The 15,415-nt window shown below is 66.5% G+C and carries 13 protein-coding genes; 10 read left to right on the top strand and 3 right to left on the bottom strand.

Annotation, left to right across the window (positions count from 1 at the left end; translation table 11 throughout):
* The first annotated feature begins 275 nt into the window (after positions 1-275).
* From tkt to BVC93_RS28430, 10 genes are all read left to right on the top strand, one after another.
* Positions 276-2,366, top strand: coding sequence for a transketolase (gene tkt, locus BVC93_RS28385; protein WP_083740315.1), 2,091 nt, complete (start codon positions 276-278; stop codon positions 2,364-2,366).
* A gap of 14 nt (positions 2,367-2,380) precedes the next feature.
* Positions 2,381-3,496 carry a transaldolase gene (gene tal / locus BVC93_RS28390; protein ID WP_083740316.1) on the top strand — a complete coding sequence of 372 codons (1,116 nt, stop codon included), beginning with the start codon at positions 2,381-2,383 and terminating at the stop codon, positions 3,494-3,496.
* A gap of 14 nt (positions 3,497-3,510) precedes the next feature.
* Positions 3,511-5,040 (top strand): glucose-6-phosphate dehydrogenase, encoded by a 1,530-nt coding sequence (zwf, locus tag BVC93_RS28395; RefSeq protein ID WP_192860432.1) that lies wholly within the window; start codon positions 3,511-3,513, stop codon positions 5,038-5,040.
* Between the two features lie 2 nt (positions 5,041-5,042).
* Positions 5,043-5,954 carry a glucose-6-phosphate dehydrogenase assembly protein OpcA gene (gene opcA / locus BVC93_RS28400; RefSeq protein WP_083741428.1) on the top strand — a complete coding sequence of 304 codons (912 nt, stop codon included), beginning with the start codon at positions 5,043-5,045 and terminating at the stop codon, positions 5,952-5,954.
* The gene (gene pgl / locus BVC93_RS28405) at positions 5,951-6,691 is read left to right on the top strand and encodes a 6-phosphogluconolactonase (RefSeq protein WP_083740318.1); all 741 of its coding nucleotides are present in this window, start codon (positions 5,951-5,953) and stop codon (positions 6,689-6,691) included. Before opcA ends, pgl begins: the two co-directional genes overlap by 4 nt.
* A 9-nt stretch (positions 6,692-6,700) precedes the next feature.
* On the top strand, positions 6,701-7,084 hold the full coding sequence (locus tag BVC93_RS28410) for an ATPase (RefSeq protein ID WP_442928989.1): 384 nt from the start codon (positions 6,701-6,703) through the stop codon (positions 7,082-7,084).
* A 44-nt stretch (positions 7,085-7,128) separates the two neighbouring features.
* Positions 7,129-7,929, top strand: coding sequence for a siderophore-interacting protein (locus BVC93_RS28415; protein WP_083740319.1), 801 nt, complete (start codon positions 7,129-7,131; stop codon positions 7,927-7,929).
* 83 nt (positions 7,930-8,012) lie between these two features.
* Positions 8,013-8,948 carry an iron chelate uptake ABC transporter family permease subunit gene (locus BVC93_RS28420; protein ID WP_083741430.1) on the top strand — a complete coding sequence of 312 codons (936 nt, stop codon included), beginning with the start codon at positions 8,013-8,015 and terminating at the stop codon, positions 8,946-8,948.
* 48 nt (positions 8,949-8,996) lie between these two features.
* Complete coding sequence (locus tag BVC93_RS28425; protein ID WP_083740320.1) at positions 8,997-10,040, top strand: FecCD family ABC transporter permease; 1,044 nt, start codon at positions 8,997-8,999, stop codon at positions 10,038-10,040.
* Complete coding sequence (locus BVC93_RS28430; protein ID WP_083740321.1) at positions 10,037-10,849, top strand: ABC transporter ATP-binding protein; 813 nt, start codon at positions 10,037-10,039, stop codon at positions 10,847-10,849. The genes BVC93_RS28425 and BVC93_RS28430 overlap by 4 nt, the downstream gene beginning before the upstream one ends.
* Positions 10,850-11,052: 203 nt before the next feature.
* Here the strand turns inward: BVC93_RS28430 and BVC93_RS28435 are convergent, their stop codons facing one another.
* From BVC93_RS28435 to ppc, 3 genes are all read right to left on the bottom strand, one after another.
* Positions 11,053-11,400: a hypothetical protein gene (locus tag BVC93_RS28435; protein WP_157517116.1), complete on the bottom strand. Its 348-nt coding sequence runs from the start codon at positions 11,398-11,400 to the stop codon at positions 11,053-11,055.
* Between the two features lie 48 nt (positions 11,401-11,448).
* The gene (locus BVC93_RS28440; RefSeq protein WP_083741431.1) at positions 11,449-12,378 is read right to left on the bottom strand and encodes an ABC transporter substrate-binding protein; all 930 of its coding nucleotides are present in this window, start codon (positions 12,376-12,378) and stop codon (positions 11,449-11,451) included.
* A 212-nt stretch (positions 12,379-12,590) separates the two neighbouring features.
* The gene (gene ppc / locus BVC93_RS28445) at positions 12,591-15,386 is read right to left on the bottom strand and encodes a phosphoenolpyruvate carboxylase (protein ID WP_083740323.1); all 2,796 of its coding nucleotides are present in this window, start codon (positions 15,384-15,386) and stop codon (positions 12,591-12,593) included.
* Positions 15,387-15,415 lie beyond the last annotated feature (29 nt).

A 15,415-nucleotide genomic window follows, 5' to 3' on the forward strand; every position in this document is an offset into this window, starting at 1 on the left:
GAGCTGAGGTGGCGCTCGCGAAGGCTCACGCAGTCAACTCCTCATCCTCGGCCGGTGGTGCGCGCGCGAAATGCTTTTGGCCGCTTCGCTGCGTCTACTACAAACGATGGTAGACCGACGACCGAGCCGTGGATTACCGCAGGGTCGATTCCGCGTTACCCACCGTAACGGGCGGACGAACAGTCTTGCGAATGCAACCTGCACTCGGTCGCCGCCGAGCATTAGGGTTGGATGGTGCGGCCTGCCAACCAGACACGCCACCAAGGAGTGAGCCTGTGACCACCGTCGAAGAAATCGCGACGCTGACCGAACCCCACCACCCCGACGACTGGACCGAGGTCGATTCGCTGGCAGTCGACACCGTGCGTGTCCTGGCCGCCGACGCCGTCCAGAAGGTCGGCAACGGCCACCCGGGAACCGCGATGAGTCTGGCCCCGCTGGCCTACACGCTGTTCCAGCGGCAGATGACCCATGATCCCAGTGACGTGCACTGGCTGGGCCGCGACCGGTTCATCCTGTCCTGCGGGCACTCCAGTCTGACGCTGTACCTGCAGCTCTACATCGGCGGTTTCGGCTTGGAGCTCGAGGACATCGAGTCGTTGCGGACCTGGAAATCCAAGACGCCGGGTCACCCGGAGTTCCGCCACACCAAGGGCGTGGAGATCACCACCGGCCCGCTGGGCCAGGGCCTGGCTTCGGCTGTCGGCATGGCGATGGCCGCCCGCTACGAGCGCGGCCTGTTCGATCCGGACGCCCCCGAAGGTGAAAGCCCGTTCGATCACCACATCTACGTGATCGCCTCCGACGGCGACATCGAAGAGGGCGTCACCAGCGAAGCCTCGTCGCTGGCGGGCACCCAGCAGCTCGGCAACCTGATCGTTTTCTACGACAAGAACCACATCTCCATCGAGCACGACACCGACATCGCCCTGAGCGAAAACGTCGCCGACCGCTACCGGGCGTACGGCTGGCACGTCCAGGAGGTTGACGGCGGCGAGAACGTCGTCGGCATCGAAGCGGCCATCGCCGAGGCCAAGAAGGTCACCGACAAGCCGTCGTTCATCTCGGTGCGCACCATCATCGGCTATCCGGCACCCACCAAGATGAACACCGGCGGCGTGCACGGCTCGGCACTGGGTGACGACGAAGTGGCCGCCACCAAGAAGATCCTCGGCTTCGATCCGGACAAGAAGTTCGAGGTGCGCCCCGAGGTCATCGAGCACACCCGCAAGCTCGTCGAGCGCGGTCGCGAAGCGCACGAGAAGTGGCAGACCGGGTTCGACGCCTGGGCCGAGCGGGAGCCCGAGCGCAAGAAGCTGCTGGACCGGCTGCTGGCCCAGGAACTGCCCGAAGGCTGGGATTCGGACATCACGTACTGGGAGCCGGGCTCCAAGGCGGTCGCCACCCGCGCCGCGTTCGGCCAGGTGCTCAACGACGTCGCCCCGAAGCTGCCCGAACTGTGGGGCGGCTCGGCAGACCTGGCCGGCAGCAACAACACCACCATCAAGGGGGTGAAGTCGTTCGGTCCACCGTCGATCTCCACCGAGGACTTCACCGCCGACCCCTACGGCCGGGTGCTGCACTTCGGCATCCGTGAGCACGCCATGGGCTCGATCCTGTCGGGCATCGTGCTGCACGGACCCACCCGCGCGTTCGGCGGCACGTTCCTGCAGTTCTCGGACTACATGCGCCCGGCGGTGCGGTTGGCGTCGCTGATGGACATCGACACCATCTACATCTGGACGCACGACTCCATCGGCCTGGGTGAGGACGGCCCCACCCACCAGCCGATCGAGCACCTGGCGGCCCTGCGTGCCATCCCGAACCTGTCGGTGGTGCGCCCCGGTGACCCCAACGAGACCGCTTACGCGTGGCGCAGCATCATCGAGCGCGGCAATGGAAGCGGTCCGGTCGGTTTCATCCTGACCCGTCAGGGCATCCCGGTTCTGGAGGGCACCTCCAGCGAAGGTGTCGCCAAGGGCGGCTACGTCCTGGGCGGCGACGACGCCAGCGCCGCGGACGTCATCATCATCGGCACCGGTTCGGAACTGCAGCTTGCCGTCGAGGCCAAGAAGTTGTTGGCCGAGAAGGACATCGTGGCCGCCGTGGTCTCGATGCCCTGCGTGGAGTGGTTCGAGAGCCAGCCCAAGGAGTACCGCGACTCGGTGCTGCCCCCCTCGGTGTCGGCGCGTGTCGCCGTCGAGGCGGCCGTCGCGCAGAGTTGGTACAAGCTGGTCGGCGACACCGGCGAGATCGTTTCGATCGAGCATTACGGCGAGTCGGCCTCAGATGCAGTTCTGTTCCGCGAGTTCGGGTTCACCCCGGAAGCCGTCGCCGCCGCCGCCGAACGCACCATCAATAACTAACAAAGGCAGACAACATGACTCAGAATGCCAACCTTGCGGCGCTGTCCGCCGCAGGCGTTTCCGTATGGCTCGACGACCTGTCCCGTGACCGATTGCAGACCGGCAACCTGCAGGAGCTCATCGACACCAAGAGCGTCGTCGGCGTCACCACCAACCCGTCGATCTTCCAGGCGGCACTGTCGGCGGGCAACGCCTACGACGCGCAGGTCAAGGAGCTCGCCGAGCGAGGTGCCGACGTGGATGCCACCATCCGTACCGTCACCACCGACGACGTTCGCAACGCGTGCGACCTGTTCGCCGGGATCTACAAGAATTCCGACGGCGTCGACGGCCGGGTGTCCATCGAGGTGGACCCACGCCTGGCGCACGACACCGACAAGACGATCCTGCAGGCCATCGAACTGTGGAAGATCGTCGATCGGCCCAACGTGCTGATCAAGATTCCGGCCACCGAAGCCGGCCTTCCTGCCATCACCGCGGTGATCGCCGAGGGCATCTCGGTCAACGTCACGCTGATCTTCTCCGTGGAGCGGCACCGGGCCGTCATGGACGCGTACCTGGCCGGCCTCGAGGCCGCCAAGGCTGCCGGCCATGATCTGGCCAAGATCCATTCGGTGGCGTCGTTCTTCGTCTCTCGGGTGGACACCGAGATCGACAAGCGACTGGAGGCCATCGGCACCGACTCTGCGCTGGGCGCCCGAGGGCTGGCCGGTGTGGCCAATGCCCGGCTGGCCTATGCCGCCTATCAAGAGGTGTTCGAGGGCGGTGCCCGCTTCGAGGCACTGAAGGCCGCAGGCGCCCGCGCGCAGCGTCCGCTGTGGGCATCCACCGGTGTGAAGAACCCCGACTACTCGGACACCCTGTACGTCACCGAGCTGGTGGCGCCCAACACGGTGAACACCATGCCCGAGAAGACTCTCGACGCGGTGGCCGACCACGGTGTGGTCACCGGCGATACCGTCACCGGCACCGCCGAGTCCGCCAAGGTCGTCTTCGACAAGCTCGAGGTTCTCGGCGTCGACCTCACCGATGTGTTCCTGGTACTGGAGAACGAGGGTGTCGAGAAGTTCGAGAAGTCGTGGCAGGAGTTGATCGAGGCCACCCAGGGCCAGCTCGACGAGAAGAAATGAGCGATTGCAGCTCGATGCCCGAAGACTGGGTGAACCCGCTGCGGGACAAGCGCGACAAACGCATGCCCCGTATTGCGGGGCCCTGCAGCGTCGTGATCTTCGGTGTCACAGGTGATCTGGCCCGTAAGAAGTTGATGCCGGCCATCTACGACCTGGCCAACCGCGGGCTGCTGCCGCCGACCTTCGCGTTGGTGGGGTTCGCCCGACGGGACTGGGCCGATGAGGATTTCGCCAAGGTCGTCTACGACGCGGTCAAGCAGCACGCCCGCACGCCGTTCCGCCAGGAGGTTTGGGACCGGTTGGCCGAAGGCATCCGGTTCGTGCAGGGCACCTTCGACGACGACGACGCCTTCGAGCGGCTGAAGTCGACGTTGCACACCCTCGACACCGAACGGGGCACCGGCGGCAATCACGCGTTCTACCTGTCGATCCCGCCGAATGCTTTCCCGGTGGTCTGCGAGCAGCTGTCACGGTCCGGCCTGGCCGACAAGCCGGAGGGCTGCTGGTCTCGCGTGGTGATCGAGAAGCCGTTCGGTCACGACCTGGCCAGCGCGGAGGCACTCAACGGGGTGGTCAACAGCGTCTTCCCGGAGTCGTCGGTGTTCCGCATCGACCACTACCTGGGCAAGGAGACGGTGCAGAACATCTTGGCCCTGCGCTTCGCCAACGAGTTGTTCGAACCGGTGTGGAACGCCCACTACGTCGACCATGTGCAGATCACCATGGCCGAGGACATCGGGCTCGGCGGACGTGGCGGCTACTACGACGGAGTGGGCGCTGCCCGCGACGTCATCCAGAACCACCTCATCCAGCTGCTGGCGCTGACGGCCATGGAGGAGCCGGTGAGCTTCTCCCCCGACGAGCTGCAGGCCGAGAAGATCAAGGTGCTCTCGGCCACCCGTCTGGCCGAACCCCTCGACGAGACCACTTCTCGCGGGCAGTACGCGATGGGCTGGCAGGGCGGCGAGAAGGTGGTCGGCCTGCTCGACGAGGAGGGGTTCTCCAAGTCGTCGACCACCGAGACGTTCGCGGCCATCACCCTGGATGTCGACACCCGTCGCTGGGCCGGGGTGCCGTTCTACCTGCGCACCGGAAAACGGTTGGGCCGCAGGGTCACCGAGATCGCCCTGGTGTTCAAGCGCGCGCCACATCTGCCGTTCGACGCGACCATGACCGAAGAACTGGGCCAGAACGCCCTGGTGATCAGGGTGCAGCCCGACGAGGGCATCACGCTGCGGTTCGGGTCGAAGGTCCCGGGCAACGCGATGGAGGTCCGCGACGTCAGCATGGACTTCTCCTACGGCTCGGCCTTCGCCGAGGAGTCACCGGAGGCCTACGAGCGCCTGATCCTCGACGTCCTGCTGGGCGAGCCGTCGCTGTTCCCGGTCAACGAGGAAGTCGAATTGTCCTGGAAGATCCTCGATCCCGCCCTCGAATACTGGGCCAGCCATGGCAAACCGGACCCGTATGAGTCCGGCGGCTGGGGCCCGGAGTCGGCGTTCGAGATGCTGCGGCGCTCGGGCCGCGAATGGAGGCGGCCCTAGCGATGATTGTCGACCTGCCTGACACCAATACCGGTGCCATCAACAAGAAGATCGTCCAACTCCGCGAGGAGGGCGGCGCCATCACCCTGGGCCGCGTGCTGACGCTGGTGATCGCCCCCGACACCGAAGCGGTGCTCGAGGAGTCCATCGATGCGGCCAACGCGGCCAGCCGTGAGCATCCGTGCCGAGTGATCGTCGTCAGCCCCGCTGATCGGCTGGCCGAAAATGCCCGGCTGGACGCGCAACTGCGCGTCGGCAGCGACGCCGGCTCCAACGAGGTTGTGGTGCTGCGGCTGTCCGGCCCGCTGGCCAATCACGCCAGCAGTGTCGTGACACCGTTCCTGCTGCCGGACACTCCGGTGGTGACGTGGTGGCCTGATATCGCTCCCGCAGTGCCGGCGCAGGACCCGTTGGGGCAGTTGGCCATCCGCCGGATCACCGACGCCACCAACGACGCGGATCCGCTGTCTGCGATCAAATCGCGCGCGCAGGGTTACACCGCCGGGGACACGGATCTGGCGTGGAGCCGGATCACCTACTGGCGGGCGTTGCTGACGGCGGCGCTGGATCAGGCGCCGCACGAGCCCATCGAGTCGGCACTGGTGTCGGGTCTGGCCGACGAACCGGCGCTCGACGTGCTGGCCGGTTGGCTGGCCAGCCGGATCGACGGACCGGTGCGCCGCGAGGTGGGTGAGCTCAAGGTGGAGTTGGTGCGCAGCACCGAGAGCATCACCCTGAGCCGCCCGCAGGAGGGCCGTACCGCGACGCTGTCGCGCACGGCCAAGCCCGAAGCCCTGGTGCCTCTGGCGCGCCGGGAGACCAAGGAGTGCCTGGCCGAGGACATGCGCAGGCTGGACTCCGACGAGATCTACTTCGAAGCACTCAAGGGAATCGACAAGGTGCAATATTCATGACTGAAACCGTTGTCGAAAAGTACGGCGACACGGCCGAACTGGTGGCCGCCGCCGGTGATCGGCTGGTGGCTGCCATCACCGGGGCCATCACCGCACGCGGTGAGGCGTCCATCGTCCTGACCGGCGGCGGCACCGGCGTGGCTCTGCTCAAGCACGTCGCCGCCAACGGCGGCGGTATCGACTGGTCGGCTGTGCACCTGTACTGGGGCGACGAGCGTTACGTGCCCGAGGCCGATGACGAGCGCAACGACAAGCAGGCCCGTGAGGCACTGCTGGACCACATCGACATCCCCGCCCGCAACGTGCACGCCATGCCCGCCTCCGACGGCGAGTTCGGCGCCGACATCGACGCCGCCGCACTGGCCTATGAGCAGGTGCTGGCGGCCAACGCTCCCGAGGGCGAGCCGACCCCGGTGTTCGACGTGCACCTCCTCGGCATGGGCGGTGAGGGGCACGTCAATTCGCTGTTCCCCCACACCGTGGCCACGGCCGAGAAGACACGGTTCGTGGTGGGTGTCGAGAACTCACCGAAACCGCCGCCGCGGCGCATCACCTTGACCTTCCCTGCCGTCGTTCGCTCGCGGGAGGTGTGGCTGGTGGTCTCCGGCGAGGCGAAGGCCGACGCGGTGGCCGCCGCCATCGGAGGGGCCGACCCGCTGGACATCCCGGCCGCCGGCGCCGCCGGCTCCGAGAAAACGGTGTGGTTGCTCGATACCGAGGCCGCGGCCAAGCTGTAGCCCGCCATAATGGCGGGCATGGCAGAAAAGGACGTTCCGGCCAAGACCCGCCCGGCTCAACAGCGCCTGAAGACGCTGGCCCAGGCGGCGCTGAACGCCGACGTCACCGTGGGCCAGGTGGACGCCCTGCTGGATGGACTCACCGAGACGCTCGAGGATCTGAACCACTCCACCGACGGCTTGGATGCCACGCTGGAACGCTTCAACGAAACGATCAGCCGGATCGACGAACTCGCGCCGCGGCTGATCGCGGTGGTGGACCGACTGGAAGGCATCGTCGACCGGGTGGAGCGGATCGTCGGCGTCGGTGAGGCGGTGGTGTCCCCCATCGCCGCCACGGAGAACGCGATGCGCGGCGTGATGAATGCGGTGCGCAACCGCACCGGGCTCTAGGGAGGGCTCCAACCGCCCAGGCTCGAAGGCTAGCCTGAGCAACGATGAGCTTCTCGTACGCCACCGTCCTGGAGACGGTTCCACTGAGTTTGCGCATGGTTCGTGTGGTGCTCGAGGTCGAGGACCTCGACAGTCTCGACGTGAAAACCGCCGGTGATTCCGCCGTGGGGGTGTATCTCTCGGAGTCCGACGTAGGACGCAACTACTCCGTGCGCTCCCAGGACGGCACCCGCATCTCTCTCGATGTGGTGCTCCATGAGCGCGGCCCGGGCACCACCTGGGCACAAGGGGCCCGCGCGGGCGACCGGGTGGGTCTCGACCACGCCAGGTCCTGGTATCAGCCGCCGGCCGATACCGACTGGCAGCTGCTGATCACCGATCTTTCCGGTCTGCCCGCGTGTGCCCGCATCATCGAGGAACTGCCCGTCGATCAGCGCGCGATTGCGCTCGTCGAGGTGGCCTCCGAAGACGATCTCGCCTATCTGCCCGGACATCCGAATCTCACGCTGGTTACCTCCGTGGGCACCGGAAACGGCCACGCGCCAAGTGTTCTCGCCGCGTCGACTCGCGACCTGAAGCTGCCGTCGGGAGTCGGCTACTGCTGGTTCGCCGGGGAAGCGGCGGAGTCCAGGACGGTGCGCAAGTACGTGCGCGGCTTGGGCTGGAAGGCTGACCAGTTCGACATCACCGGCTACTGGCGGTTCGACTCCGAGACCTGGGATGCGAAGTTCGCCCTGGTCGCCGACGACATGGTGGCGGTCTACGAGAAAGCCCTGGCCGACGGCAAAGGCGACAAGGTGGCCTCCGAGGAGTTCGACGACGCTCTCGAACGGGTGGGCCTCTGACCGCCGTCACCGCGACCCCGATCCGGGTGCGCGGCAACCACCGCGCGGCAGGTCTGGTGGTCGCAGCGTCCGTCCTGGTTCTGATGTGTGTGGCCAGTCTGGCCATCGGGACCCAGAACGTGTCCTTGGGCACGGTGTGGCAGGCCGTCACCGACTACCAGGACATCGGCGATCAATGGATCGTGCACGACCTGCGGATCCCTCGCACGGTGCTGGCACTGCTGGTCGGGTTGGCGCTGGGCTTGGCGGGCACGCTCATCCAGGCGGTGGGCCGTAACCCCTTGGCCGATACCGAGATCCTCGGAATCAACTCGGGCGCAGCACTTTTTGTCGTCGGCGCTATCGCGTTCCTGGGCGTGCACGACGTGTGGAACTACATCTGGTTCGCGTTCGCCGGGTCGTTGTTCGCCATGGTGTTGGTGTACTTGGTGGGCATGACGGGACGGTCGACCGCCACTCCGGTGCGAGTGTTGCTGGCCGGGGTCGCCATCGCCGCGGTACTCGACGGCGTCGCCTTCGCGGTCCGGTTGCGCTACCCGCGGGCCTTCGACAACATGCGGTTCTGGGATGCCGGCGCCCTCGATGCCCGCGGCCTGGACATCTCCGCGGCCATCAGCCCCTTCATCCTCGCCGGGGTAATCCTGTGCGTGGTTGTCGGACGTTCGTTGAACGTGACCGCCCTGGGTGACGATCTGGCAAAGAGCATGGGCGCCACCGTGGTCCGCACCCAGGCGCTGAGCCTGGTGGCGGTGACGCTGCTGGCCGGGGCGGCCACCGCCGGAGCGGGACCCATCGGTTTTGTCGGCCTGATGGTGCCCCACGCGGTGCGACGGTTCACCGGCCCGGACTGGCGCTGGATCCTGGCTTACGCGACTGTGGTGGCGCCGGCGCTGCTGCTGGCCGCCGACATCGTGGGCCGGCTGGTGATCCGACCGTCCGAGCTGCCCGCTGGGATCGTGACGGCATTCCTGGGTGCGCCGGTACTGATCTGGCTGATCCGGAAGCGGGGCGCCGCATGACCCAGCCAGTAGCGAGTGCGCGGGCCCGAGCGTGGGAGCAGATCGCGCATGAGTGACGTGCAGTTCGGCAACCGGCAAGCGGTCCTTCGACTCGGCGGTCTGTCCCTGCGATTGTCCTGGCGGGCCCTGGTCGTGGTCGCCGGACTGCTGGCCGGTGCGCTCGTGCTGGCGGTGTTTGCGATCGGCATCGGCAAGTATCCGGTGGCTCCCGCCGACGTCGTCAGCGTCCTGCTGGGCAACAACACCTCGTTCGACCGGGTGGTGGTCCTTCAGTGGCGGATGCCGCGCATCCTCATGGCCCTGTTGATCGGGGCGGCGCTGGGAGTGTCCGGGGCGATCTTCCAGGCGCTGACCCGAAACCCCTTGGGCAGCCCCGACATCATCGGCATCAACTTCGGCGCCTACACCGGTGCGCTGGCCGTGTTCGCGACCGTCGGCGTCGGCTACTACGCGGTGGCCGCAGGTGCGCTGGTGGGTGCGTTGGTCACCGCGGTGCTGGTGTACGGGCTGTCGTATCGCAACGGAGTGGCCGGATACCGGTTGATCGTGGTCGGTATCGGTGTCAGCGCGGTGTTGAACTCGGTGAACCAGTGGATCGTGATCAAGCTCGACTTCCACACCGCCGTCACGGCGTCGGTGTGGCAGCAGGGCACGCTCAGCGGCCTGAGCTGGTCGCAGGTGGTGCCGATGACGGTCTGTGTGGGTGTGGCGGCAGCGGCGTTGGTGGCGCTCGGACCGCAGTTGCCCGTGCTGCAGTTAGGTGACGACGCCGCGGGCGCCCTCGGTGTCCGTACCGAGCGGGTTCGGCTGGCCTATCTGGGTGTCGGAGTCGCACTTGTCGCCTTGGCCTGTGCCGCAGCGGGTCCCATAACGTTCATCGCACTGGCGGCACCGCAGATCGCGCGCAGGCTCACCGCCACACCGGGCGTGGGGCTGGTGCCGTCTGCGGTCATGGGCGCGGTGCTGCTGCTGGTCGGCGATGTGATCGCCCAGCATCTGCTGTCCACCGAACTGCCCGTCGGCGCCGTCACGGTGTCCCTTGGCGGGGCGTACCTGATCTATCTGCTGATCACGCAGGCAAGGAAACGATGAGCAATTCACGACTGCGCACCGAGCACCTCACCATCGGATACGACGACAAGACCGTCATCACGGACCTGACCGTCGACATCCCGGACGGCCGGGTCAGCGCCATCGTCGGCCCCAACGCGTGTGGAAAGTCCACCTTGCTGCGCGGGCTGGCACGGTTGCTGAAACCCTCTGGTGGGCAGGTGATCCTGGACGGCGCCGACATTTCCAGCCTGCACACCAAGGAGGTGGCCCGACGGCTGGGCCTGCTTCCGCAGACCTCCATTGCACCGGAGGGCATCACAGTGGCCGATCTGGTCTCCCGCGGCCGGTTCCCGCACCAAAAGGTGTTGCGGCAGTGGTCATCCGAGGACGCCGAGGCGGTGGCCGAGGCCATGCGCGCCACCGCCGTGGACTCGCTGTCCGGCCGGTTGGTCGACGAGCTGTCCGGTGGCCAGCGGCAACGGGTGTGGGTGGCGATGGTGCTGGCTCAGGAGACTCCCCTGGTGCTGCTCGACGAGCCCACCACCTACCTCGACATCGCGCACCAGGTGGAACTACTGGACCTGTTCGCGGCGCTGAACCGCGAGCAGGACCGAACGGTGGTGGCGGTGCTGCACGATTTGAACCACGCGTGCCGCTACGCCGATCACATCATCGCCATGAAAGCGGGAAAGATTGTGGCGCAGGGCGACCCGAAGGACGTCATCACCGAAGCCCTGGTGTTGGACGTCTACGGGTTGGCCTGCCAGATTATCGACGACCCCCAGACGGGGACACCGCTGGTGGTGCCGGTGGCGTCCCCGCATCTGCGGGCGCGTCGTTCAGAGTGACTGGTCGAACCGGCAAACCACTCTAGAATCGGGTTCATGGCAGTGCTGGACGTAGACCCGGAGAGCCTCCGTGTGCTGGCTACGCGATGTTCGGGGAACTTTGGTTCACCCAGTCGATCTACGTTGATGCTCGCGTCGCGGTGGCCCTATCACCAGATGTCGAGCAACTCAGCCAGGAGTTGCGCACGGCGTTTGCCTCGAGATCACACCGACTGTTCTGAGCGGAGCCGATTTTCGATCGGCTGAGCAATCGCCACACCTCGATCAGTGAGATCGAGCCAGCAGAACCACGACCAGTGGTCCGGATCATCGAAGCGGTTGACGTACTCATCGCGAAGGCGCTGAATCGCTTGCTCATGTGTGATCGGCCACGGGACGAAGCGCGAATTCTCGCCAGTGAGGTCTCCTATGGAGCACAATCCGTCGCCGGTCAGCCCGCTGACCAGCGCGACGGTGGCATCTTGGATCTCCTGTATCGGACGTCCAGGGTTTGCGTCCACCACCGCTTGGTGCACTCGTTCCAACGGAACCCAGTCGATCAACCCGAGCAACAGCACCTCCTCACGAGGCGGTCGCGTCCCAGCAAATCCACTCACTGGTCAGGCGTTGGCCAGGTCTTCGACCGGACGTCCGTTGAGGGCATTGGCCAGTTGCGGTGTCAGCACGTCCAGTGCGTACAGCAGCGCGTCGGGCCCGCCGTAGGTCAGTGCGCCGCTGAGGTTCGACTCGAAGGTGGTGTACAGCGTCCGGTCCTCGGTCACCACAGGCAGCCGCGCGAAGGCAGGCGAGGCCATCATCTGCTCCTTGGTGGCGCCGTTGACGAACAGTATGTCCCGGTTGAGCAGGTCCAGTTTCTCTTCGCTGACGTCACCGTCGACATCCTGGGTGGCGAAACCCAGTGCAGTGAACAGGGATCGGCGCGGATCGTTCTCCGGCAACAGCCAGTGTCCGCCACTTTCTGGGCCGAAATCGACCACGAGCGTCTTGCCCGCGAACTCGGGGTTGGCCGCCTTGGCCTCGTCGATCCGGCCCTGCACCTTGCCCACCAGGTCCTTGGCCTCGGCTTCTTTGCCCAGGGCCTTGCCGGTGGTCATGAGCTGCACGTCCCACGGGGTTTCCTCGTCGGCATAGTCCGCCGACTGGATCACCGTCGGCGCGATCTGCGACAGCCGATCGTAGGTCTCCTGGTCGATCGTCTCGTAGATCGCGAAGATGACGTCGGGCTTCTCGGCGGCGATGGCCTCGAAGTCGATCTCGTCGGCTCCCCAGGTCGGGATGGGCGTGCCGCCGGTGGCGGCCTGCACCCAGGGGTAGTCGTTGTACTCCTCGAAGAATTCGCGACTGGCCACCGGGACGATGCCGAACGGCAGCACGAAGTCCTGGTCGGTCCAGCCGACAGTGACCACACGCTGCGGGTCGGCGGGGACGACGGTCTCGCCGAACTTGTGGCTGATGGTCACCCCGTCCGCGGCGGGTTCGTCGGCGGTGTTCGAGGATCCGCACGCGCTCACCGCCAAGACGAGCGCCATCAACAGCACTGCTACTCCAGCGGCGGTTCCACGCCAACCCCTGATTTCCGATATCACTCGTCCACCCCTCTGATGTCGCGCCGTTGCAGAAGGCATGTTAGAGCAGGCTAACCAAATATCAAGCCCCTGCATTCACAGGAAGTTGACAGGAACGAGCTGCGACACAATGGTTTTCGTGCCGTGACCAGTCATGGCGCAGTGGGATTCAGTCGCTATCCACTGTTGCGAAGAGCCGTCGCCAACCCGCTCATGGTGAGCAGAATGCCGCGTTGCACCCGCTCGTCGGTCGCACCCGAGCGGTACTGGCGCAGCAACTCCACCTGCAGATGGTTCAGCGGCTCCAGGTACGGGAACCGGTTGAACACCGACCGCGCCAACGCCGGGTTGTCGGCCAGCAGATCTTCTTGGCCGGTGATGGCCTTGAGCATGGTGATGGTGCGCTCATGCTCGCTGAGGATCTTGTCGAACACCCGGTGCCGCAGCTCCTGGTCCTCCACCAACTCGGAGTAGCGCGCCGCCAGGCCCATGTCCGACTTCGCCAGGACCTGCGCCATGTTCGACAGCACTGTGCGGAAGAACGGCCAGCGCCGGTAGAGATCCTGGAGGACTTCCAGGCGTCCGTCGCCGTCGGCGATCCAGGATTCGAACGCCGAACCCGTGCCGTACCAGCCCGGCAGCATCACCCGTGACTGGCTCCAGGCCAACACCCACGGGATGGCCCGTAGATCGGAGATGGACGTGGTGGGCTTACGTGAGGTCGGACGGCTGCCGATGTTGAGCGAACCGATCTCACTCAGCGGAGTGGATTCCTTGAAGTACTCCACGAAACCCGGTGTCTCATGGACCAATTCGGAATACGCCCGCTGTGCGCGAGCGGCCAGATCATCGAGCACCTCGTAGGCGGGAGCGGCGTCGTCACCGAGGCCCTCGACGTCCAGCAGTGTGGACTCCAGCGTCGCGGCCACCAGCGTCTCGAGGTTGCGGTGCGCGATCCGCGGCTCGGCGTACTTGGCCGCGATGATCTCGCCCTGCTCGGTGATGCGCAACGACCCGCGCACCGCACCGGGCGGCTGGGCCAGGATGGCGTCGTAGCTGGGTCCACCACCGCGGCCGACCGTGCCACCGCGCCCGTGGAACAGCCGCATCCGGATTCCGGTCTTGGCGGCCATCTCCACCAGGTCCAGCTCGGCGCGGTACAGCGCCCAGTTGGCAGCCAGGTAGCCACCGTCCTTGTTGGAATCGGAGTAGCCGAGCATGATCTCCTGGCTCTCGCCGCGGGCATGCACCAGCGCGCGGTACAGCGGCAGCCCCAGCACCGCTTCCATGATCGACGCCCCGCGCTGCAGGTCGTCGATGGTCTCGAACAGCGGCACGATGCCCACCGGGCTGTACGGCGTCTCCCCCGACGCGTCCAGCAGCCCCGCCTCTTTGAGCAGCAGCGCCGCTTCCAGCATGTCCGACACCGACTGGCACATCGAGATGATGTAGTTGGGCACCGCGGCCGGCCCGAACACCGCCACCGCCCGCGCCGCGGCCTTCACGATGCCGATTTCCTTGTGCGCCAGTTCCGAGAGTTCGGCGTGCTCGCCTATCAGCGGGCGGCGGGTGCTCAGTTCGGCGACCAGCAGCGCCACCCGGTCGTCCTCGGGCAACGACGCGTAGTCCGGATGGACCCCGGCCCAGGCCAACAGCTCGGCGACCACCTGTTCGTGCATCTCGGAGTTCTGCCGCATGTCCAGACCCGAAAGGTGAAAGCCGAAGACGTGCACCGCTTCTCGCAACCGGGCCAACCGGTCGTCGGCCAGCAGCGCACTGCCGTTGGCTCGCAGCGACGCATCCACGGTGTCCAGGTCGGCCACCAGCTCACCAGGGGTCTGGTAGGCGTCCATCCCCAGATCCAGCAGGTGCTCGGGTTGACGATCGAGCACCGTGGCCGCCGTCGCAGTGAGACGGGCGTGGATCACCCGCAACGCCCGCCGATACGGCTCGTCGGCACGCGCCGGCTCTGCACACTTGTCCGCCAGGGCTGCCAGCTCGTCGCTGATCGCGACCAGCCGCGCCGACATCGACAGCTCCTCTTCGAGGGCGGTCAGTTCGGTGAAGTAATGCGCGAAGGCGGTGTAGGCGGCACTGCCGGTGGCCAACCGCACCACGTCGGCGGTCACGTTGGGGTTGCCGTCACGGTCGCCGCCGATCCACGAGCCGGGACGCAGGATCGGCTCGGGCAGCAGCTGTGCCTCGGGCCAACGGGCCCGCAGCGCCTGGCGCACCTCGGCGTTGACCTTGGGGATCACTTCGAAGAACGCCGCCGGGTAGTACCGGAGACCGGTTTCGATCTCATCCTGAATCTTCAAGCGCGACAGGCGAATCAACGCGGTCTGCCACAGCATGAGGATCTGTCGGCGCAGCTCGAAATCCACGGCCGCGCCGTCTGCGGTGGTGTCCAGGCCGGCCGCTTTCAACCGCATCAGCTCGGTGATCCGGTGCTGGGTGTCGAAGATGGTGCGCCGACGTGTCTCGGTGGGGTGCGCGGTGATCACCGGTGACACCAGCGCCCCGGTGAGTGCATCGGCTACGGTGCCCGCGTCCAGGTCGGCGGCGTCGAGCTTGAGGTAGGTGGCCGCCAGGCTGCTGGCCTGCGGGGGCTCCCCCGCAGCGACATGGACGGAACGACGACGCTCGCGGTGGATGTCTTCGGCCACGTTGGCCAGCAGTGCGAAGTGGGTGAACGCGCGGATCACCGGGATGGCCTTCGCGGCATCGATGCCGTCGAACAGTTTCGCAAGTTCTGCCCGGTCGATCTCGGAGCGACGGACCCGGAACGACTCGACCCGGGCGCGCTCCACCAGATCGAAGATCTCGTCACCGTTCTGTTCGCGCACCGTGTCTCCGAGCATCGCCCCGAGCAGGCGGATGTCCTCGCGCATCGGCTCGGTTGCCTCCCGCCCCACCTGGGTGCGACGTACGGCTCCGATCGGTTCGAGGGCGGTCTCCGCGGGTTCTGCCATGTGACGATTATCGACGACGCAGGCCGGGG

Source organism: Mycobacterium sp. MS1601 (assembly GCF_001984215.1).
In the GTDB taxonomy this organism is placed as follows: domain Bacteria; phylum Actinomycetota; class Actinomycetes; order Mycobacteriales; family Mycobacteriaceae; genus Mycobacterium.